Origin of the sequence: Sphingomonas sp. JC676, assembly GCF_014489075.1 — a bacterium.
In the GTDB taxonomy this organism is placed as follows: Bacteria; Pseudomonadota; Alphaproteobacteria; order Sphingomonadales; family Sphingomonadaceae; genus Sphingomonas.
The window spans coordinates 709,048-728,307 of sequence record NZ_JACTGR010000001.1 but is presented as its reverse complement, the minus strand read 5'-3'; the positions used below and the strand labels follow the sequence as shown (position 1 = coordinate 728,307).

At 64.3% G+C, this 19,260-nt stretch carries 18 protein-coding genes and 1 tRNA gene; 15 read left to right on the top strand and 4 right to left on the bottom strand.

The features are described 5' to 3' along the window. The first annotated feature begins 290 nt into the window (after positions 1 to 290). The 5 genes from rpsF (at position 291) to IAG41_RS03345 (ending at position 3,273) form a co-directional block, all read left to right on the top strand. A complete protein-coding gene (gene rpsF / locus IAG41_RS03365; RefSeq protein ID WP_187727146.1) occupies positions 291 to 671 on the top strand; it encodes a 30S ribosomal protein S6 in 381 nt (126 codons plus the stop codon). Between the two features lie 13 nt (positions 672 to 684). Further along, complete coding sequence (rpsR, locus tag IAG41_RS03360) at positions 685 to 909, top strand: 30S ribosomal protein S18 (protein ID WP_010543816.1); 225 nt, start codon at positions 685 to 687, stop codon at positions 907 to 909. Between the two features lie 12 nt (positions 910 to 921). Further along, entirely contained in the window at positions 922 to 1,524 is a 603-nt protein-coding gene (rplI, locus tag IAG41_RS03355; protein WP_187727145.1) for a 50S ribosomal protein L9, read from the top strand. Positions 1,525 to 1,857: 333 nt separating this feature from the next. Next, on the top strand, positions 1,858 to 2,457 hold the full coding sequence (locus IAG41_RS03350; RefSeq protein WP_187727144.1) for a CAP domain-containing protein: 600 nt from the start codon (positions 1,858 to 1,860) through the stop codon (positions 2,455 to 2,457). A gap of 123 nt (positions 2,458 to 2,580) precedes the next feature. Then, on the top strand, positions 2,581 to 3,273 hold the full coding sequence (locus IAG41_RS03345) for a CAP domain-containing protein (protein ID WP_187727143.1): 693 nt from the start codon (positions 2,581 to 2,583) through the stop codon (positions 3,271 to 3,273). A 32-nt stretch (positions 3,274 to 3,305) separates the two neighbouring features. Here IAG41_RS03345 and IAG41_RS23095 read toward each other — a convergent pair whose 3' ends face one another. Together IAG41_RS23095 and mutL are read right to left on the bottom strand one after the other, a co-directional pair. Beyond that, a complete protein-coding gene (locus tag IAG41_RS23095) occupies positions 3,306 to 3,434 on the bottom strand; it encodes a hypothetical protein (RefSeq protein ID WP_262408433.1) in 129 nt (42 codons plus the stop codon). 396 nt (positions 3,435 to 3,830) lie between these two features. Next, positions 3,831 to 5,603 (bottom strand): DNA mismatch repair endonuclease MutL, encoded by a 1,773-nt coding sequence (gene mutL / locus IAG41_RS03340; protein ID WP_187727142.1) that lies wholly within the window; start codon positions 5,601 to 5,603, stop codon positions 3,831 to 3,833. 150 nt (positions 5,604 to 5,753) lie between these two features. Between mutL and IAG41_RS03335 the strand changes: the two genes are divergently transcribed. From IAG41_RS03335 to IAG41_RS03310, 6 genes are all read left to right on the top strand, one after another. Further along, positions 5,754 to 6,794 carry a rod shape-determining protein gene (locus IAG41_RS03335; RefSeq protein ID WP_187727141.1) on the top strand — a complete coding sequence of 347 codons (1,041 nt, stop codon included), beginning with the start codon at positions 5,754 to 5,756 and terminating at the stop codon, positions 6,792 to 6,794. Between the two features lie 179 nt (positions 6,795 to 6,973). After that, positions 6,974 to 7,870: a rod shape-determining protein MreC gene (gene mreC, locus IAG41_RS03330; RefSeq protein WP_187727140.1), complete on the top strand. Its 897-nt coding sequence runs from the start codon at positions 6,974 to 6,976 to the stop codon at positions 7,868 to 7,870. 5 nt (positions 7,871 to 7,875) lie between these two features. Beyond that, a complete protein-coding gene (gene mreD / locus IAG41_RS03325; RefSeq protein ID WP_187727139.1) occupies positions 7,876 to 8,379 on the top strand; it encodes a rod shape-determining protein MreD in 504 nt (167 codons plus the stop codon). 3 nt (positions 8,380 to 8,382) lie between these two features. Beyond that, positions 8,383 to 10,413 (top strand): penicillin-binding protein 2, encoded by a 2,031-nt coding sequence (mrdA, locus tag IAG41_RS03320; protein ID WP_187727138.1) that lies wholly within the window; start codon positions 8,383 to 8,385, stop codon positions 10,411 to 10,413. Beyond that, positions 10,413 to 11,531: a rod shape-determining protein RodA gene (gene rodA, locus IAG41_RS03315; protein WP_187727137.1), complete on the top strand. Its 1,119-nt coding sequence runs from the start codon at positions 10,413 to 10,415 to the stop codon at positions 11,529 to 11,531. The genes mrdA and rodA overlap by 1 nt, the downstream gene beginning before the upstream one ends. Before the next feature lie 102 nt (positions 11,532 to 11,633). Continuing rightward, a tRNA-Lys gene (locus tag IAG41_RS03310) sits at positions 11,634 to 11,709 on the top strand. Between the two features lie 110 nt (positions 11,710 to 11,819). Here the strand turns inward: IAG41_RS03310 and IAG41_RS03305 are convergent. After that, on the bottom strand, positions 11,820 to 11,990 hold the full coding sequence (locus tag IAG41_RS03305) for a hypothetical protein (protein WP_187727136.1): 171 nt from the start codon (positions 11,988 to 11,990) through the stop codon (positions 11,820 to 11,822). A gap of 54 nt (positions 11,991 to 12,044) precedes the next feature. Beyond that, positions 12,045 to 12,299, bottom strand: a complete 255-nt coding sequence (locus tag IAG41_RS03300; protein WP_187727135.1) for a hypothetical protein — start codon at positions 12,297 to 12,299, stop codon at positions 12,045 to 12,047. 220 nt (positions 12,300 to 12,519) lie between these two features. Here IAG41_RS03300 and IAG41_RS03295 point away from each other — a divergent pair, with 220 nt between their 5' ends. The 4 genes from IAG41_RS03295 to IAG41_RS03280 all read left to right on the top strand — a co-directional run bounded on the left by IAG41_RS03295 (position 12,520) and on the right by IAG41_RS03280 (position 19,224). Then, positions 12,520 to 14,814: a hypothetical protein gene (locus IAG41_RS03295; protein WP_187727134.1), complete on the top strand. Its 2,295-nt coding sequence runs from the start codon at positions 12,520 to 12,522 to the stop codon at positions 14,812 to 14,814. 1,494 nt (positions 14,815 to 16,308) lie between these two features. Then, positions 16,309 to 16,470, top strand: a complete 162-nt coding sequence (locus IAG41_RS03290) for a hypothetical protein (RefSeq protein ID WP_187727133.1) — start codon at positions 16,309 to 16,311, stop codon at positions 16,468 to 16,470. Between the two features lie 239 nt (positions 16,471 to 16,709). After that, positions 16,710 to 18,593, top strand: a complete 1,884-nt coding sequence (locus IAG41_RS03285; protein WP_187727132.1) for a methyl-accepting chemotaxis protein — start codon at positions 16,710 to 16,712, stop codon at positions 18,591 to 18,593. A 322-nt stretch (positions 18,594 to 18,915) separates the two neighbouring features. Then, positions 18,916 to 19,224 carry a hypothetical protein gene (locus tag IAG41_RS03280; protein WP_187727131.1) on the top strand — a complete coding sequence of 103 codons (309 nt, stop codon included), beginning with the start codon at positions 18,916 to 18,918 and terminating at the stop codon, positions 19,222 to 19,224. Positions 19,225 to 19,260 lie beyond the last annotated feature (36 nt).

Genomic DNA, 19,260 nt, shown 5'->3' with positions numbered 1-19,260 from the left:
AGGAAGGATTTTCCACATAGTAGGTGTCAACCGTGTCAACTGGTCTGGTCGGCGGATCGCGCCTGAAAATCCGTAAAATGCGTGAGATTCAGCAGGTTTTCCATTTTCGATCGATCCCAACGGGAAACTCCTGGCTCCGCCGTCTTGCCAATGGCGCCCCGATACGCTAGGGGCGCGCCTTCGCGAGTGGAGAGCCCTGCGCTTTCCGCTCGTGTTGCATTCGAGACGACAGCCGGAGGGGCGATGCGCGTGGTGCGCACGTCAGCGATCGGCCAACAGTGAGAAGAACCATGGCTCTGTACGAGCACGTGTTCCTTGCGCGCCAGGATCTGGCACAGGCGCAGGTGGATACCCTGGCGGAAACCGCCACTAAGATTATCGAGGACAATAAGGGCAAGGTCGTCAAGACCGAGACCTGGGGGCTTCGCAGCCTCGCCTATCGCATCGCGAAGAACCGCAAGGCGCATTACGTGATGCTCGAGATCGACGCGCCCGCAGGCGTGGTCGCCGAGCTGGAGCGCCAGACGCAGATCAACGAAGACGTGATCCGCTACATGACCGTCAAGGTTGACGGCCATGAAGAGGGTCCTTCGGTGATGATGCGCAAGGGCGATCGCGGCGAGCGCCGTGGCCGTCGCGAGCGCGACGATTCCGGCTTTGGCGGCGAATAAGGAGTTATAGACCATGGCACGCCCATTTTTCCGCCGCCGCAAGAGCTGCCCCTTCTCCGCGAAGGACGCGCCCCGGATCGATTACAAGGACGTCCGTCTGCTCCAGGGCTTCGTGTCCGAGCGCGGCAAGATCGTCCCCTCGCGCATCACTTCGGTGAGCGCGAAGAAGCAGCGCGAGCTGGCCCAGGCCATCAAGCGCGCCCGTCACCTGGGCCTGCTGCCCTACATCGTTAAGTAAGGAGCGCGGGACATGGAAGTCATCCTGCTTGAGCGCGTCGAGAAGCTCGGCCATATCGGCGATGTCGTGAAGGTGAAGGACGGGTTCGCCCGCAATTTCCTTCTGCCGAACAAGAAGGCGCTCCGTTCGAACGCCGCCAACCGCAAGGTCTTCGAGGCCAATCGCGCGCGCATCGAGGCCGACAACGCTTCGCGCCGTGGCGATGCCGAGAAGGAAGCCGGCAGCTTCAAGGATGCAGCGGTCACGCTGATCCGTCAGGCGTCGAACACCGGCCAGCTTTATGGTTCGGTCGCGGCGCGTGACCTGGTCGAGGCGCTCGTCGCCGACGGCCACAAGGTCAACAAGGCACAGGTCGTTCTCGACAAGCCGATCAAGGCGATCGGCGTCTACGAGGTCAAGATCGCGCTGCACCCCGAAGTCGCGGTGACCGTCAAGGTCAACGTCGCGCGTTCGCCGGAAGAGGCCGATATGCAGGCCCAGGGCGTCGATGTGATGTCCGCGATGTTCGAGAAGGAAGAGAGCGGCTTCACCGAGGACTACGATCCCAACGCCGAGCCCGGCGAGATCGCAGCCCCGGCTGCTGCTCCTGCCGAAGAAGAGACCAGCGAGGGCTGATCGGCTCCGCGCAAAGAATCAAGGGCCGTCCCGGGCAATCGGGGCGGCCCTTTTCGTTCGAAGCCTATTCGCAAATAAAAAGGGCCACGCGAGTGGTGCGCAGCCCGGGAATGCAGGAATTTCTAGGCTGGAATTCCGTCAGGGACAGGAAACGCAGGCGCTGATGACTGCGGCCAGGGGGATCAGCGCAAACAATACCGGAACGAACTTGTGCATCTGGAACCCTGACCCTGCCTGTTTATTCCCCGCTAGAACGAGCGGTGATGATTTAGGTTGCACGTGACTGAACATCCCGTTCGGATGCCGTTCACATGTCTCTAATAGGGACGCCAGATGCTCCTGCCGATCGCTCTCCTGGCCGTATTCCCACCGCCGCAGACCGCGCTCGAGCGCGACGTGATCGCCCAAATCAATTTCGCGCGTACCCAGCCACGCGAATATGCCGAATGGTTGCGGGAGTATCGCGCGCGGTTTCGCGGCAAGGTGGTGCGCTATCCCGGCAATCCTTCGGGCCTACTGACCAAGGAAGGAACCCGCGCCGTCGACGAGGCGATCGATTTCCTCGAAAGGCAGACGCCGCTTCCGCCCATCGCCTTCGCCCCGCTCCTCGCCCGGGCCGCCGATGATCATGTCGCCGACCAGGGGCCGCGCGGCGCCACCGGCCATCTTTCGCGGGACGGTTCAGACCCGCGCGACCGCGTTCAGCGCCGGGGCGGCGGCGCCTATGTCGCGGAAGTGATCACTTACGGTCCGCCGACCGGGCCCGAGGTCGTCCGCCAGTTCATCGTCGACGATGCCGTCCCCGGCCGCGGCCACCGCAAGACGGTGTTCGCCGGCGAGATGCGCTTCGCCGGCGTCGGGTGCGGCACGCACAGGATCTATCGGACGATGTGCGTGGTCGAGTTCGGGCGCACCGAAACGGGCGCCTATTGAGTATCGGCGCCTTCGGTTAATTCCGGAGTGTCCTCTTGCCTTCTCATAGGTTTAAGAAGAGGCTTCTATCCTGAGCGATGGGGACCGTGCGGTGGGGCACGGTCGGGTTCCCGGGGGAGTTTCGTGACTGGATTTGGCCGTTTCGCCGCCATTGCGCTTGGAGCGTGCTGGATCGTGATTACCGGTGCCAGCGATCGTCCGTCGTTGGAAGCACAGGTGCTCGACCGGATCAATTTCGTGCGTCAGCACCCCCGCGAATATGCCGACGAGTTGCGCGAATATCGCCGCTATTTCGAGGGCCGACTGCTGTATCTCCCCGGCGACGATAATGGCGTCATCACCAACGAGGGCGTCGACGCGGTCGATGACGCGATCGACTTTCTCGAGCGACAGACGCCCCTGCCCCCGCTGCGCCGCGGCGACCTTCTGGAGCTCGCCGCACGCGACTACGCTGACGAGCAAGGCTCGATCGGCACGAGCGGCCACCTCTCCTCCGATGGCGCCTCGCCCGGCGACCGCGTCCGCCGGTTGGGCGGCGACATCTATGTCGGCGAAGGCATTTCCTATGGCCTCGACCGGGCCGATGCGATCGTCCGCCAGCTGATCATCGACGACGGCGTGCGGGGGCGCGGCCATCGTGCGCTGCTGTTCAATGCCGGCTACCGCTATGCCGGCGTGGGCTGTGGCGGCCATCGCCGCTTCGGCTATATGTGCGTGGTCGATATGAGCGGCACAATCAACGGCAGCCCCGCGCTACCGCAATGGGCGGGCAAGCGCGACGCCCAACCCTTCGGGATGTCGCATTCGAAGCGCTAGTGTGAGCCGCTGCCGGCCAGGCAGCGGAAAGACTATACAATTACCAGGCCGTCGCGGCTGATGTTGTTCGGCCGCCTGTTTCGCATTGCCGCATGGCCCTTGTCGTTCACGTCCGCGAGTTCGCCCCATTCTTTCTTGGTGAGGCAAATCGACTTCGCCATGATCGATCCGGTCGGCACTATAAGGCATTAAATCAAGCCGGAATCTGCGCGATCAGCGATCGCCCAGTGTCCGAACATCTAGGTGGCGCGAACGCCTTTCCTCGACCTCTCTGTTGCCCTTTTCGTTCTCCGAGTTGAATGCGCCCCACTCCGTCTTGGTCAAGCACATGTTCCGCGAGAACATCGTGCCAGTGGGTACCACGCGGCGACAGATTTTCTTTTCCGCCACCGACGTCGGTGACGGCGATTGGGTATCTTGCACCACCGCAGGTTCGCCCGCCGCGGTGAAAACCATGATCGCTAGAATTACATGCATCCCCGATTCCCCCGTTATGCAAAGGTCAGTATAACACTCAGTTAAATCGGGGTATAGTTCCATTGTGCTTCTGCGGCGCGTTACTTTCGCCCGAACAACTTTTCGATATCGCCATGCGCCAGCTTCACCCAGGTGGGACGCCCATGATTGCACTGACCAGAATGGGGCGTGACCTCCATCTCGCGGAGCAGCGCGTTCATTTCGGCGACCGAGAGCACGCGGCCGGCACGGACCGAGCCGTGACAGGCCATGGTCGCCGCGACATGATCGAGCTTCTCCTTGAGCGACAGCGCCTCGTCAAAGCTGGCGAGCTCGTCGGCAAGATCGGTGACGAGACCATGGACGTCGCCAGTGCCGAGTGCCGCAGGCACTGCGCGGACCAGCATCGCGCGGGGGCCGAAGCGCTCGAGTTCCAGGCCGAATTGCGCAAGTTCCTCGACACGCGCTTCAAGCCGGTCGCAACCGGGTTCGTCCAGCTCCACCACTTCGGCAAGGAGCAGCGCCTGGCTGGCGACGCCACCATTGGCCATCGCGCGGCGCATCCGTTCCAGCACTAGCCGCTCGTGCGCGGCGTGCTGATCGACCAGAACAAGGCCATCCTCGGCCTCGGCGACGATGTAGGTCTTGGCGACCTGGCCGCGGGCGACACCGAGCGGGAAGTGGATCGTCTCCGGGACCGGGGCATAGGCCGGCTCGGCGCGCGCCTGGGGTGGCGGCGTAAGGAAAGTCGGACGGCGATCGTGCACTACAGCACCGCCGCTGCCGACTGACGGGGATGCCTCGCGATAGTCCCAAAGCTGCTGCGGCCGCGCCTCCGGCTCGCTCTGCCACATGCCCAAAGCCGCCTCGCTCGGCCGCTGGACGCTGCGATGCCCTGCCTCGTCGAGCGCGCGGCGTAGGCCGCTGACGATCAGACCGCGCGCCAGTGCCGGATCGCGGAAGCGGACCTCGGTCTTGGCCGGGTGGACATTCACGTCGACAGCGTCGGTCGGCACATCGAGGAACAAGGCCACCACCGGGTGACGATCGCGCGCGAGCATCTCGGCATAGGCCCCGCGCACTGCACCGGCGAGCAGGCGGTCCTTCACGGGACGGCCATTGACGAAGAGATATTGGTGGTCAGCGACGCCGCGATTGAAGGTCGGCAATCCGGCGACGCCGCCGAGCACCAGTCCCTCGCGCTCGAAATCGATCGCGACGCTGTTGTCGAACAGCGCGCGATCGGTGAGCGCCGCGACGCGCTCCGGGCGGGTCTCGCCGCCCTGTACCGCAAGCACGCGGCGCCCATCATGTTCCACCGAAAAGGCGATGTCGGGCCGCGCCATAGCGAGGCGCTTTACGACGTCGAGACACGCGCCATATTCGGCGCGCGCCGAGCGCAGGAACTTGCGGCGCGCCGGCACGCGGGCAAACAGATCCTCGACCAGCACGCGCGTGCCAGGCGGCAGTGCCGCGGGTCCTTCGGCGACCCGCTCGCCATTATCGACGGTCAGCGCCCAGCCTTCTGTGCCGCGCACCCGGCTCTCGATCGTCAGCCGCGCCACGCTGGCGATCGAGGGCAGCGCTTCGCCGCGAAAACCCAACGTCGTGACCTGATCGATTGCGTCGTCGGGCAGCTTCGAAGTTGCATGGCGCTCCAGCGCCAGTGCCATTTCGGACGGCGCCATGCCGCATCCGTCGTCGATCACCTCGATCCGTTCGGTACCGCCCGCCTGCAGGCGCACCGCGATCCGCGCGGCGCCGGCATCGACGGCGTTTTCGACCAATTCTTTCAGCGCACTGGCGGGGCGCTCGACCACTTCTCCGGCAGCGATACGGTTGACAAGATGTTCGGGCAGACGGCGTATTGACATGGCAATCGCTGTAGCCCAAGCGACGGCATCCCGCGACCCGCATCCGCATGGCACCAGGCCGGATTTCTTGTCCGTCCCGGAGGGTCCCGGGCTAAAAATTTGCGCGAACAAGCCGGCGGCGGGCGCCCGCAAGGCAGGACGGATTAATCGATGGCTTTTTCCCGTTTTTTCAAATTCATGTCCCACGACATGGCGATCGACCTGGGTACCGCGAACACCGTCGTTTATCTTCGCGGCAGAGGCGTCGTACTTAATGAACCTTCGGTTGTGGCGGTCGAGACGCTGAACGGGGTCAAGCGGGTCAAGGCAGTCGGCGACGACGCCAAGCTGATGATGGGCAAGACTCCCGGCACGATCGAGGCGATTCGTCCGCTGCGCGACGGCGTCATTGCAGACATTGATGTTGCTGAGCAGATGATCAAGCACTTCATCCAGAAGGTGCATGGCCAGCGGCGCTTCATGCGTTGGCCGCAGATCGTGATTTGCGTCCCCTCGGGCTCCACGTCGGTCGAACGCCGCGCGATCCGCGATGCCGCGTCGAACGCCGGTGCCAGCCAGGTCTGGCTGATCGAAGAGCCGATGGCGGCCGCGATCGGCGCTGACATGCCGGTGACCGAGCCGATCGGCTCGATGGTAGTCGATATTGGCGGCGGCACGACCGAAGTCGCGGTGCTCTCGCTGCGCGGCCTGGCCTATTCCACGAGCGTGCGCGTCGGCGGCGACAAGATGGACGAGGCGATCGTCTCCTATGTCCGCCGCAACCACAACCTGCTGATCGGCGAAGCCACCGCCGAGCGCATCAAGCAGGAGGTCGGCGTCGCCAAGCCGCCCGCGGACGGCATCGGCAAGACGATCCACATCAAGGGCCGCGACCTGGTCAACGGCGTGCCTAAGGAAATCCAGATCAACCAGGGCCAGATCGCCGAGGCGTTGAGCGAGCCGGTCAACACGATCGTCGAGGGCGTCCGCATCGCGCTGGAAAACACCGCGCCGGAGCTCGCCGCCGATATCGTCGACCAGGGTATCGTGCTCACCGGCGGGGGCGCGCTGCTCCAGGGCCTGGACGAAGTGCTGCGCGACGAGACCGGCCTTCCGGTGACGGTTGCCGAGGATCCGCTGACCTGCGTCGCGCTCGGCACCGGCCGCGCGCTCGAAGATCCAGTGTTCCGCGGCGTCCTCATCCAGGTTTAAGGGTCTGTACTCGATACCGGAGATGGTCGTGACGGTTCGGATTTTGTCGTCTGGCGAGGAGCTAGGAGGGAGCGATGCAGCGCATCGTGACCGACGAAGCGACGCGGCCAGGCGGCAAAAGACGGGCCGCCGCTTCGCGGTCACCGGTATCGAGTACAGACCCTAGTAGGGGCAAGGAGATGGCGCCGCCACGCAACCGGCGCCCGGGATTTTCGCGGCGGGCGCAATACGGGCTCTTCCTGGCGTATGTGGGCGCGGTCGGCGGTTTGCTGGTCGGCGCGATATTGCTGCTGCTTTCCACCTTCAATCCCCCCGCCTTTGCAGCGGTGCGCAGCACCTTGTCGGAGATCACCACTCCGGTATCCTCGGCATTCGATTGGGCGCGCCGGGGCATCGCCGGTGTCCCAGGGGGAGTAGCGAGCTATTTCGGCGTGCGTTCCGAGAATGCGCGCCTCAAGCAGCAAATCGACAACGACAAGAGGCTGGTCGCCGAGGCGCGCACGCTGGGTCAGGAAAATCATAGCCTGCGTGAGATGCTCAAGTTGCGCGACGTGGCGACCGACGCGGTGGTCATCGCGCGGCTGGTCAATTCCACGTCGTCCAGCACGCGCCGCTACGCCACACTCAACGCGGGATCGTGGCAGGGCGTGAAGCATGGCCAGCCCGTCCGTGAGCCCGACGGGCTGATCGGCCAGGTAATCGAGACCAGCCCCAACACCTCGCGCGTGCTGCTGGTGGTCGACGCAGAGAGCATCGTGCCTGTCCGACGCATCCGTGACGGCATGCCGGCGATCGCATCGGGCCGCGGCGACGGACTGATCGAAGTCCGCTCGGCCAATGTCGCCAATATGCTGTTCCAGCCTGGCGACACCTTCGTCACCTCGGGCACCGGCGGGGTGTTCCCGCCCAATATCCCAGTCGCGCGGGTAATCAAGACTGCGCGCGACGTCGCCACCGCCGAGCCTAGCGCCAACCCGGACTCGCTCGATTTCGCGCTGGTCCAGCAGGTCTTCCTGCCCGAGCCGCCGCCCGCGCCGACGCCCACGCCCACCGCCAAACCCAAGGCCAAGAAGTGAGCCCGATGGAATTCGTGCCGCTGGGCCAGAGCGAGCGCAAGCCGCGCGCACGATGGCTCGCGCCGCTTTCGGTCATGCTCGGATCGCTGGTGACGCTGATTCCGGTGATCGCGGTCGTTCCCTTCCTACCGCCGTTCGGGCTGATGCTGCTGCTCGGCTGGCGCACGCTGCGACCCGACGCGATGCGCGTCTGGGCGCCCGTCCCGCTCGGTTTCTTCGACGATCTGGTGAGCGGGCAGCCGCTTGGATCGGCGATGCTGCTCTGGACGCTGTGCGGACTGATGATCGACGTGATAGACACCCGCCTTGTGTGGCGCGATTTCTGGCAGGATTGGCTGATCGCGTCCGGCGCCATCGGCTTCTGCCTGATTGCCGGACGGCTGGTTGCCGCGCCGTTCAGCGCGCATGTCGATACCGCGATGCTGCTCCAGATTCTCATCTCGGCCCTGCTCTTCCCGCTGATCGCCCGGCTCTGCGCCTGGCTCGATCGCGACGCGCGAAGGACCTGAGCGATGGTCCGTGTCACCGAAGCCACCCAAGCCTATAGCTTTTCGCGCCGCGCGCTGGTGCTCGGCGCCGCGCAGGGCGCCGTTGCGATGGTGCTCGCCGGGCGCATGACCTGGCTCTCGGTGTTCGAAAATGAGCGCTACCGGCTGATGGCGGAGAGCAACCGCGTGAACCTGACGCTCACGCCGCCGCGGCGCGGCTGGATCGTCGATCGCAAGGGCATGCCGCTCGCCAACAACCGTACCGATTTCCGCGTCGATTTGATCCCCGATCGAATCGAGGACAAGGAGAAGGTGCTGGGCACCCTCACCCAAATTCTGAGCCTGACGCCAGAGGATCTCGCCCGCATCGATACCGATCTCAAGCGTGCCGCCGGCTTCCAACCCGTCCAGGTGTTGGAGAATCTCGACTGGGATCGCTTCGCTGCGGTCAGCGTGCGGCTGCCCGAATTGCCCGGGGTCGCGCCCACCCGCGGCTATGCGCGCAACTATCCGCTCGGCGCCGCGATCGGCCATCTCGTCGGCTATGTCGGCGCCGCTTCGGCGGAGCAGTTCAAGAAGGAAAAGTATCCCCTGCTCGTCACCCCCGGCTTCAAGCTGGGCAAGGACGCGCTGGAGAAGACGCTGGAGGCGCAGCTTCGCGGCGCGCCCGGTGCCAAGCGCGTCGAAGTCACCGCGCATGGCCGTTTGGTCCGCGAGCTCGAGACTCGCGCCGACAAGCCCGGCGCAAACGTCCGGCTGACGATCGACGCGGGGCTTCAGGAATATGCGGCGCGACGGCTGGGCACGAATTCCGGTTCGGCGATCGTCATCGACGTCGAGAATGGTGACATCCTCGCGATGGTCTCGATGCCGTCCTACGATCCCAACAGCTTTTCCGATGGCATCAGCCAGAGCGAGTGGAAGATGCTGTCGGAAGACGATCACGTCCCCTTGATGAACAAGGTGCTGCAGGGGCTCTATCCGCCCGGTTCCACCGTCAAGCCGATGAACGGCCTCGCACTTATGCATGCCGGTGTCGATCCGCATGCACGGGTGAGCTGCTCGGGTTCGATGCGGGTGGGCAATGGCGTGTTCCATTGCCACAAGCGCGGCGGCCATGGTGCGCTCGATCTCAAGAACGCGATCATGCAGAGCTGCGACATCTATTTCTACGAGATGGTGCGGCGCGTCGGCTATGACGCCGTGGCGCCGATCGCGCGGTCGCTCGGGCTGGGGCAGAAATTCGATTTGCCGTTCGGCACCCAGCGCTACGGCACGGTTCCGGACAGTGCATGGAAGCTCAAGCGTTACAAGGCGAATTGGACCGTCGCGGATTCGCTCAACGCATCGATCGGACAGGGCTATGTCCTCGCCAATCCGCTCCAGCTTGCGGTCATGGCGAGCCGCATCGCGTCGGGCCGCGCGCTGACCCCCCGACTACTGGCCGGAGCACCGATGCAGCCCGCGCCGTTGCTCGCCGCCACGCCGGAGCAACTCGCGATCGTCCGCGATGCCATGTTCGGCGTGGTCAACTCGGGCGGCACCGGCGGCGCGGCGCGCATCCAGGTGCCGGGCGTTACCTTGGGCGCCAAAACGGGAACCGCGCAGGTGCGCCGCATCACCATGGCCGAGCGGCGATCCGGCGTGCTCAAGAACGCCTCGCTGCCGTTCAAGCTGCGCGATCACGCATTGTTCGTCTGCTTCGCGCCGGTCGAGAATCCCAAATATGCCGCCGCGATTGTCCTCGAGCATAACGGCCATACCGTTCGCAACCTCGACACGCCGATGATCGGCCGCGACATCATGACCTTTCTGTTCGACCGTGACCGCGCGATCAAATCGCTCCATGAGGTCGAACCGACCTGGGGCGGCGACTATCGCGCGCGCGCCGCGGCACAGGCCGAGGCCTTCAAGGCGACGCAGAACGCCCCGCCCCCGCCCGCGCCCGAGGACGCGGCCGAGGCCGCAAGCAATGTCGCCTCCGAGGCCGCCAACGCCACCACCAACACCACCGACAGCAACGTGGCGCCTGCGGGCAGCGCGGACACCGATTGATGGCCAGGATCGGCTCAGGCATCGTTCCCCAGCCGCTGGCGCAGCTGCCCTGGCGCGTCATCCTGCTGGTGCTCGCGATCGGCTGCTTCGGGCTGGTCGTGCTCTATTCGGCGGCCGGCGGACATGTGCAGCCCTGGGCCTTTTCGCAGGGCCTGCGGTTCTTCGCCTTTCTCGGCATGGCGGTCCTGTTGTCGCGCGTGCCAGAGAGTTTCTGGGCGCTAAGCGCCTTTCCGATCTATGGCGTCATTGTGCTGATGCTGATCAGCGTCGAGGCGCTGGGCGCCGTAGCGGGCGGCAGCCAGCGCTGGCTCGATCTCGGTATCATACGCCTCCAGCCCTCGGAGCTGATGAAACCCGCGATCGTGCTTACCATGGCGCGTTTCTACGAGATCCTGCCGGCGGCCGAGATACGCAAATTCGGCGCGATCTGGCCCGCTGCGGTGCTGATCGGCGTGCCCGCCGCACTCGTGATGCTCCAGCCCGATCTCGGCACCGCGCTGATGATCACCGGATGCGGCTTGATGGTAGTGTTCCTGGCCGGCGTGCCACTTCGTCTCTTTATCGGCGGCGGGCTGGCGCTCGCGGTGTCGGCGCCGCTCGCGGTCAATTTCCTGCTCCACGACTATCAGCGCAATCGCGTGTTGATCTTCATGAACCCGGAGAGCGACCCGCTCGGCACCGGCTATCACATCACCCAGTCGAAGATCGCGATCGGATCGGGCGGCATCTTCGGCAAGGGCTTTCTCAACGGCACCCAGAGCCATCTCGACTATCTGCCCGAGGGCCAGACCGATTTCGCCCTCGCGACGATGATGGAGGAATGGGGGCTGATGGGCGGCGTGTTCCTGATCCTCGCCTTCGGCGCGCTGATCTGGTGGGGCATCAGCGTGAGCCTGCGCGCCAAGAGCCGTTTCGGGCGACTGACCGCGGCGGGCCTCTCCGCGACGATCTTCCTCTATGTCTCGATCAACATGGCGATGGTGATGGGGCTGGCGCCGGTGGTCGGCGTGCCGCTGCCGCTGATCAGCTTCGGCGGGACCGCCGTGATGACCTTCATGATCTGTCTGGGGATCCTGATGTCGATCGATCGCGAGAGCCGCCGCATCCAGCGCTGGTGAGATTTAGACGATTTTGGGGTTTACAATGCGGAGAAGCGGGTGCTAACGGCGCCCCTCCAATCGCGGCGGCGCCCTACCAAAGGCGCCTCTTTCGCCCGGAATGGACGCATAGCTCAGTTGGTAGAGCAGCTGACTCTTAATCAGCGGGTCCTTGGTTCGAGCCCAAGTGCGTCCACCACCGAAACCCTTTAAACCTAACACTTTTCCCGACGGGGAAGGTGCGCCTTCCGACATTCGTTCCGACAGGCATTCCGACAAATGGCTGACGCTGCCATGCACGGCGTGCGCTCATACCGGGCAATAGGCGCCGTGGCCGCGCAGGTTCAGCACGAGGTGAATCGCCTCGCCGCTGAACCCGCCCGGGCAGTTGCTGCCGTCGTATTCATCCCAGAGCGCCTTGAGCTCGTCTAGCGGCACGCCGTGGAGGTTCCACACGTCGCGATACATCCATTCCGGCATGTGGCATGTCTGAATAGGCTCGGGCCGCATCATGCCCAAAGACCCGCGAACAACTCAGTCGGCGCCGATTCGGCGGGGATTGGTCCGCGCGCGGACGTCATATTCGGCGAAGGGGGTTTTTCGCCAGATGTGCCGGTTGGCCCATCTCTGAACCTGGCCGAGCAGCTTCGGCGTCCAGTCATGACGCACCCATGGCCTTTTCTCACGGGCGTTGAGCTTCATGACGGGTTGAACATATGGCTCTGCGCCCGTGTCGATCACGCATTGGATGCGCCGCGTAGCTGTTGGGCGCATGGCGGTATAAATCATTGCGTAACGGCCACCGCACCGAGATCGGGGTATGCCCGGGCCCGGGATAGAGAAGTGGCACCGGCAGTTTTGAGAGATTTCGTCGATGCCGTAACCTCCGCGGAGGCCATCCATTGCCGCCGCAGCCAAGAGGCTTTTGCATTGGTTCGCCTGTCGCAAATTTCAATTGATGTAAGCGGTTACAATCTCCAATGGGAGCAAAAATCAGGAGGGAACCGGGATGCCCGATCGCCGTCAATTGCTCGCCGGTGCGGCTGTAATTGCCGCCGCCACCGCTGCGAAACCCGCAAGCGCTGCCGGCACGCCCAACTTCAAGATCGCGCATGTTCTCGACGATGGGATCGTGCTTGCCGATGGCCGCACGGTCCGCCGCGGTGAGAGCGCCGGCGACTGGACTCTGGTGGAGATCGCCAAGGGCTTTGCGGTGCTTGAGAATTTCGCGCACCGCGAGGGCGACATGGTCTTCGCCGATGCCGACGATGCCTGGCAGGTCTTTCCCAAGACCGCGGAATTCACCGGCGCCAAGGGCAGCTTCCTCGGCCACAGTAAGGAAGAGGTGTTCGCCAGCCCCTCCGATCTGCTGGGCAACCAGATCCTCGCGCGGCCGGGCGACCCCAATTACGACGAGATCGCGACGGCGTTCCCACCGATCCGCCAGGTCTGGCTGGAGACCTATAACTGGATCGGGACGCCGGAGACGCAGGACAAGATCTGGTTCTCCTATGGCGGGCGCTCACCCAATTTCGACCCGGCGGTCTATCAGCCTTCGGTTGATGCGATCCGCAAGGCGGGCCAGGTCTGGGACGGACTGCTCGGCGGCTGGCTGCCGGTGCTGCGCTTTGTCTACCCTGAGGCGAATGGCGACTGGACCGAGCTGCTCGCCTTCGCGCCCTTCCGCATCGACAATGGCAATCCGCGGATCCAGCCGGTCTGGTACCGCGTCGCGCGGGTCGAGGGCGGCAAGCTCAAATGGCTCCGCCACGTCGATTCCTACCTGCCTTATCCGCCGCGCACCGCCGACGATCCGAAGAGTTTCTATGCCGAGCTGTTGGATCTCCAGGCGGGATGGAACGAACGGTTGCGCGGCGCGATGGCGGTCGAGCTTCCCGACGATCGCATGTCCGATATGGCGCGCTTCAGCCTGGTCCGCGCGATGATGACCCGATCGGCGGGTTTTCCCAAATATGGCGCGGTCGACAAGAACTACGCCAACAACGAACATGACGGCTTTCCCGACACCTTCACGGTCGAGACGGAGGCCATGCTCGAATGGGGCCTGATCGAGCGCGCCGGGGCCTATATCGACAATTATTTCGGGCAGTTCGTCCGCGACAACGGCACCTTGCTCTATCGCGGCCCGGAGACCGGGCAGTTCGGCCGGATGCTCACCGTGCTGGCCGCCTATGTCGAGCGCGGCGGCGATCCCGCGCTGCTGGTCAAATATCGCAAGCGCATCGACGCCGTTACCGACATCCTGCTGACCATGCGGGCCAAGGCACTCGAACTGCCTGCTGGCAATCCGGCGCGGGGCATGCTGGTCGGCTGGAGCGAGGCCGACGCGGTGCTTGAAACCGATCCCCAACGCTACATGCAGGCCTATTTCTCGAACTCGACCGAGGCGGCACGCGGCTTTGCCGATCTCGGGCGCGTGTGGGTGAGGCTCGGCGAACGCGGGCAAGGTCAACGCCTTGTCCAGGAAGCGACCGCCCTGAACGCAGATATCCGGCACGCGATCAAGCTGTCGACGCTGACCGTCGATAACGAGACCACCTTCCCCACCATTGCCGGTGCGAAGGAGCCCTTCCATGTCGTACTCCAGCGCGACAAGTCCGATCCGCAATGGCGCAGCTATCGTTCGTGGATGGAGATGCTCCATTCGGGTAATCTCGCGCCCGATCAGGTCGCGAGCATCGTCGACTATCGCGCGCGGCATCACGACACCGTGCTCGGCCTGCCGATGGCCTATGGCTACAAGACCGGCGAGAGCGCCGGCTTCCTGAGCTACGGTCATGGCTATGGCCTGATCCAGATCGACCGCATCCGCGAAGCGCTGCTGATGACCTATGCCCATATGGCGCATCAATATACGCGCGGCATGTGGATGGCACCCGAGACGCGCAAGCTGCTCACCGACGATTGGTCCGCGCCCTATTGCAGCCCGGCGACGCTCGTCCAGCCGATGATGCTGCGCTGGCTTCTCGTCTTCGAGGAGCCGGTGAAGGACGAACTCTGGCTCGCCAAGGGATGCCCCCGCGCCTGGCTGGAAGCGGGCAAGCGGATCGCCGTGAAGAGCGCGCCGACGCGGTGGGGTCGGGTGAGCTACGCGATCGAGGCGAAGCGCGGCCGCATCGAGGCCGAGGTGGACTTGCCAGAGGCCATGCCCGCCGAAGTTCGTCTCAGTCTCCGCGCGCCGCTCCCTCTCCGCGCCCTCACCGTCAATGGCAAGGGCGCAAAAGCCGAAGGCGACACGATCCTGCTCCGGCCGGGTCGCAGCGTGGTCGTTGCGAGAACCTAGGCGACCCGCAGCTTTTGAGAACCGAAGGGCTGATGGCTGCCGTTCCGGATCGGAGGTCGGAATTGGCAGCTAACGCCCAGTAGCTGCCCCCCCCCCCGGTGGGCAACAGACCATGCTCATTGCAACCATGGGGAAAGGTGCCTAATCGCTGTTCACCACCCCGAGGGAGCGAGATGAACAAGACTTGCGGGAAGTGCGGCGGCACCATGGCTGTGGGCGTCATCGTCGATCATAGCCACGGCGCGAGTTACCCCGAACGGTGGCAGAAAGGCGAGGCGAGCGTCAGTAAGTTGTGGGGCTTGCGAGTAGATAAGAAAGCGCAGTTGGACGTCCAAACGTGGCGTTGCAGCCGATGCGGATTTCTTGAAAGCTATGCGCCTGGCGTGCCGTAGTCGAAAGATGCTCGACTAAGCGGAATATCCGTTTCCCACCAGTTCGGTCGCTCAGCTCGCCTGGCTGGGATCCCGAAAGCTGCCGTGCGCGCGACGGAGCCGCTGCGTGTCCGCTGATGATGGTAGGCGCCAGACCCAGCCCGTCCCCGGCCGGAAAGACCCGGTAAAAAAAAGCCCGGCCGGGTGACCCCCGCCGGGCTTTGAAGTGAAAAGATCCCCCCGTTCAAAAGGAATCTTTCGGGTCGCCTGACCTGGATAGCGCAATTTATGACTAAGGGATTGTAAATTAGTTACATTTTGCGCAGCTATTTTGGGGAAGGCAGGGGCCGATTGGACAACTAATGACCGTCTCTAGTGATCGAAACAGTCGATGCTAGGTGCGCATTTCCGCTGACTATCCGACAAGCCTAGCGTGCCGTGCGCGCGTTTCATACTCGCGGGGAAAGCTCAAGAAGCGGCCCGTAAGACCGCAGATCGCTGGTATTTTCCACATTTCCGCGCTCCTCGCGTGAGCGCCGCGTGAGATAATTCATGGCGGGTTGGTCGGGCATCGAGACTTCACACTCGCCTCCCGCCCGAATAAATGCGCGACCGTGCATATGGTTCATCGCGGGACTCCGTAGCCCACGAGCTAAACAACGCCGCTTCGGCGAGCGGCCAAATCAATTGAGATCTCGCGCGAATTGCGAAACTGCCGCGCCTCCGGGCGGATCATTTCGCCTCGCTAGGCGAATGTCCTTTTGGTCCATACCGAAAGGCCGATTTCGCGTTGCCGCCCTTAAGTCCATATTGGATGACAGGCCCCGACGGGATTACCTGCGGGACTTAGGGCTGGGCGATCAGGCCCCCCTCTCCTCGCTCAGCCCGCCGCGCTGCAGGCGCTGTCGGGCCTTCTCGTTCGAACCAATAGGGTCGCGCGGGCGCTCCGAAACGTGATCGAACGTGAGGGCGGTACACTGAAGGGCCGTTAGTGGCTCGCCACCGCCCAGTCGAGCGAGCTGCCAGTGAACGGCTGCTTCGCGCCCATTGTCGCCGTTCACGCCAAATCGCGTTATGCCGCGAAAGCGGACATTGGATCGACGCCCTGCTGGAGGAGGCAAATATGACCGACAAGGACGAAATCGCATCGCTCAAGTCCAAAGTTGTGGTCCTTGAGGCGAACATGGCTCAGCTCCAGCGGCAGGTAAACGACATCGCCCGCAAGACTGGCTCGCCGGAAATGCAACTCCGAAAGCCCGCAGTCCGCTCAATGCTGACGGAGTAACCAGCGTTGTGCAGGCTGTGCAAAGAACGGACGCGGCGAAGCCGGGAATGGCGGAAGGCCGCTCGGCAAGGCCGGTCTTAGACTCTGGAGCTGCCGCATGCCAGGATACGACATCGAGCTTCGGCCCCAAGATCGCGTCAGGGAACCTTCGCCGTGAAGGATGATCACTCGCCGCTGACCGCGATATTCACCTAGGCTACCGCCGAGCAATGTTAACCAATTCGGGACAGGGTCAAGCGATGTCGACTCTCTCCAAGGTAATTGCCGTCGTATCGACCAGTCGGCGCCTGAACAACGCTGTGCTGAATCACGTTCTTGTCGGGGCGTTCCTAGTCGCGCTGGCGGGCTGCGCGCTACTCGTCAATGCGCTGGTCGGCCGGATGAATGACAATGCCGGGATCGCGCTTCGCGCGACAGTCGCCGGCGCGGTCCAGGCGAGGCTGGCATCGATCGAGCAGACCACCTTCAGCACGTCGCACTGGAACGATGCCGCCGCCAAGCTCTATGGTGCGCTCGACGAGCCTTGGGCCGTCTCCAATATCGCAATGAATGCGGCGCGGCCGGAACATATCTACGTCATCGACGAGCGCGGCATGTCGCTGTTCGCGCGGCGATGGGACCGGCGGGCGACACCGCTGCTAGCGAAGGCCGCGCCGGTCGCGACCAAGGCCTTGCTGGCGCGGCTGCCGCACGACGCGGCTGCACTGGCGGCGCTCCATCGGGGCGTTGGGATGATCGCGCGCTATGACGGGCGCGTGGCGATCATCGCAGCATCGACCATTTTACCTGAATCGTCGAAGCTCGCATTGCCGGCGGGCGGGTTTCGCTACTTGGTCAGCGTGCGTGAGATCGATTCCGGTTTGCTGCAGGAGTGGGAACGGACATTCGGGATTACCGGGCTCTCATGGCGCGGCGCCCCCGCCTACGATGCCGGCGAATCGAACCTCGCGGTCGATCCCGGCGGTTCGCCGGCCTTGGGATATCTTGCCTGGCAGACGCCGGCACCCGGCCGCGACGCGATCGCCCAGCTATGGCCTATGGTCGTGGTAGTGACATCGCTATTCGGGCTTGCCGCGACGATGTCCACGCTGCTGGTGGCGCGGAACCGCGATGGCTTGGAAGCAAGCGGCCGCGCCGCACGGGAAAGCATGCGAGTGGCGGAGGAGGCGCGGCAGCGCGCCGACGTTGCCCTCGCCCGGTCACATGAAGATCGCAAACTGGCGGCGCATCTGGCGGCCCGGGAGGTTGACGAGCAGATCCACCATCGCGGTCAGCTCCGCGACTCCAACGCGCGCACTGCCGACCAGATTGAACAGATGGTGTCGACGCTGACCGGCGACCTGACTAACGCGGCGCGCAACCTGGAGGCGAGCGCCGGTCGCACGCTCGGCAGCGTTCAGTCGCAGCACGGCCATGCGCTACGCATCACTAATAGCTCGCGGGCCGCGGCGACCGCGATCGGTGCCGTAATGAACAGCGTGAGGACCATGAGCGACATGCTGGGCAATGTCAGTGCGGAAACGGCGCGAACGCGAGACTCGATCCAGGATTCGGCCGACCGGTCAGCGGTGGCGCGCAATGCCAATCAGGCGATGTGCGATCAGGTCGAAATGATCGGGGAGGCCGCGAGGCAGATCGCGTCGATCACGGCGCGTACCCGGTTGCTGGCGCTCAACGCCACGATCGAAGCGGCGCGCGCGGGGGAGGCGGGGCGTGGTTTTGCGGTCGTGGCGGACGAGGTGAAGGCGCTCGCCACCCAGACAAATCAGCTCAATGCCACCGTCGGGGTGAGCGTTTCGAAGATGGGGCTCGCGGCGCGAGCGAGCTCCGATCTGAGCGATGGCGTTCGCCTGTCGCTCGAGGCGCTGGCGCAATCGGCGGGGGTCACCCTGCGGATTGTCAACGACCAGTGCGCGCTGACCGACGATGTCGACCGGAATTCGCGCAGCGTGGACGAACAGGCGGAGACCGTGATCCAGGGCGCGGGCGCATTCAGCACGGCGCTCGACGATATTGGCGAGCAGGCCGAACTGACCCGCCGCAATGCCGGCCTGGTGCGGGACGGCGCCGAACAACTGACCGTGACGTTGACGCGGTTCGTGGCGACATTGCGCGCGGCGTGACGCCATAGACCTTGCGTTCAGAGCCGTCGCTCATGTCTGAGCATATCGGTCGCGATGAGCTGGCCGCGATTGACCTCAGCCCGCTCCCAGCGCCGATCGGTCGAAGCCGGCCCGAACGCTCGCAATTGGACGCATGCTGCCGCGACCGTCTTTGAGCCCATTCCAGACTGGCCGCTTTCGGGTCAACATCAGCGAAAGCAGACGCTTCAATCTGCAACGCCAGTAAGACACGGAGCGAGACTGCCGGTCGCGAGTGGATTCAATGACAGCGCAGGCTCGATCCGGTATGGCAGTATCCATGCTGCGCCGTTGGGGACTCTTTTTGCTAGGCCTACTCGCCTGTTCGCTGGTGGCGACGGCGACGGTGCATGCGCGTGAGGCGCTGGGCGCACCCGCAATCTCGTGCAGCGGAGAGGCGCATTCCGAGGGCGACCTTGATCAAGTACCGGCCGATGCCGATCAGGACGTCCCGCATCATCACGGAACCTGCCACGGCCACGCCTTCGCGGTGGAGACGGACGCCCAGTCGGCAGTGAAGCAGCAGCGAATCTCCAGCCAAGTCTTCGCGCGACGCGGGCAGAGCCTCGCATCGCTTTCGGTCGATCCAGTCCTGAGGCCGCCAAGGGCCTGAGACGCGCTCGCGCGCCCTCCGCCCCCTTGAACGCTA

Bases quoted from the DNA above. Each gene is read 5' to 3' on its own strand.
- IAG41_RS03285 (WP_187727132.1), top strand. From the start codon at position 16,710: ATGTCGACTCTCTCCAAGGTAATTGCCGTCGTATCGACCAGTCGGCGC.
- rpsR (WP_010543816.1), top strand. From the start codon at position 685: ATGGCACGCCCATTTTTCCGCCGCCGCAAGAGCTGCCCCTTCTCCGCG.
- IAG41_RS03350 (WP_187727144.1), top strand. From the start codon at position 1,858: ATGCTCCTGCCGATCGCTCTCCTGGCCGTATTCCCACCGCCGCAGACC.
- rplI (WP_187727145.1), top strand. From the start codon at position 922: ATGGAAGTCATCCTGCTTGAGCGCGTCGAGAAGCTCGGCCATATCGGC.
- mreD (WP_187727139.1), top strand. From the start codon at position 7,876: ATGGAATTCGTGCCGCTGGGCCAGAGCGAGCGCAAGCCGCGCGCACGA.
- rodA (WP_187727137.1), top strand. From the start codon at position 10,413: ATGGCCAGGATCGGCTCAGGCATCGTTCCCCAGCCGCTGGCGCAGCTG.
- mrdA (WP_187727138.1), top strand. From the start codon at position 8,383: ATGGTCCGTGTCACCGAAGCCACCCAAGCCTATAGCTTTTCGCGCCGC.
- IAG41_RS03300 (WP_187727135.1), bottom strand. From the start codon at position 12,299: ATGATTTATACCGCCATGCGCCCAACAGCTACGCGGCGCATCCAATGC.
- rpsF (WP_187727146.1), top strand. From the start codon at position 291: ATGGCTCTGTACGAGCACGTGTTCCTTGCGCGCCAGGATCTGGCACAG.
- mreC (WP_187727140.1), top strand. From the start codon at position 6,974: ATGGCGCCGCCACGCAACCGGCGCCCGGGATTTTCGCGGCGGGCGCAA.
- IAG41_RS23095 (WP_262408433.1), bottom strand. From the start codon at position 3,434: ATGGCGAAGTCGATTTGCCTCACCAAGAAAGAATGGGGCGAACTCGCG.
- IAG41_RS03305 (WP_187727136.1), bottom strand. From the start codon at position 11,990: ATGCCGGAATGGATGTATCGCGACGTGTGGAACCTCCACGGCGTGCCG.
- mutL (WP_187727142.1), bottom strand. From the start codon at position 5,603: ATGTCAATACGCCGTCTGCCCGAACATCTTGTCAACCGTATCGCTGCC.
- IAG41_RS03335 (WP_187727141.1), top strand. From the start codon at position 5,754: ATGGCTTTTTCCCGTTTTTTCAAATTCATGTCCCACGACATGGCGATC.
- IAG41_RS03290 (WP_187727133.1), top strand. From the start codon at position 16,309: ATGACCGACAAGGACGAAATCGCATCGCTCAAGTCCAAAGTTGTGGTC.
- IAG41_RS03295 (WP_187727134.1), top strand. From the start codon at position 12,520: ATGCCCGATCGCCGTCAATTGCTCGCCGGTGCGGCTGTAATTGCCGCC.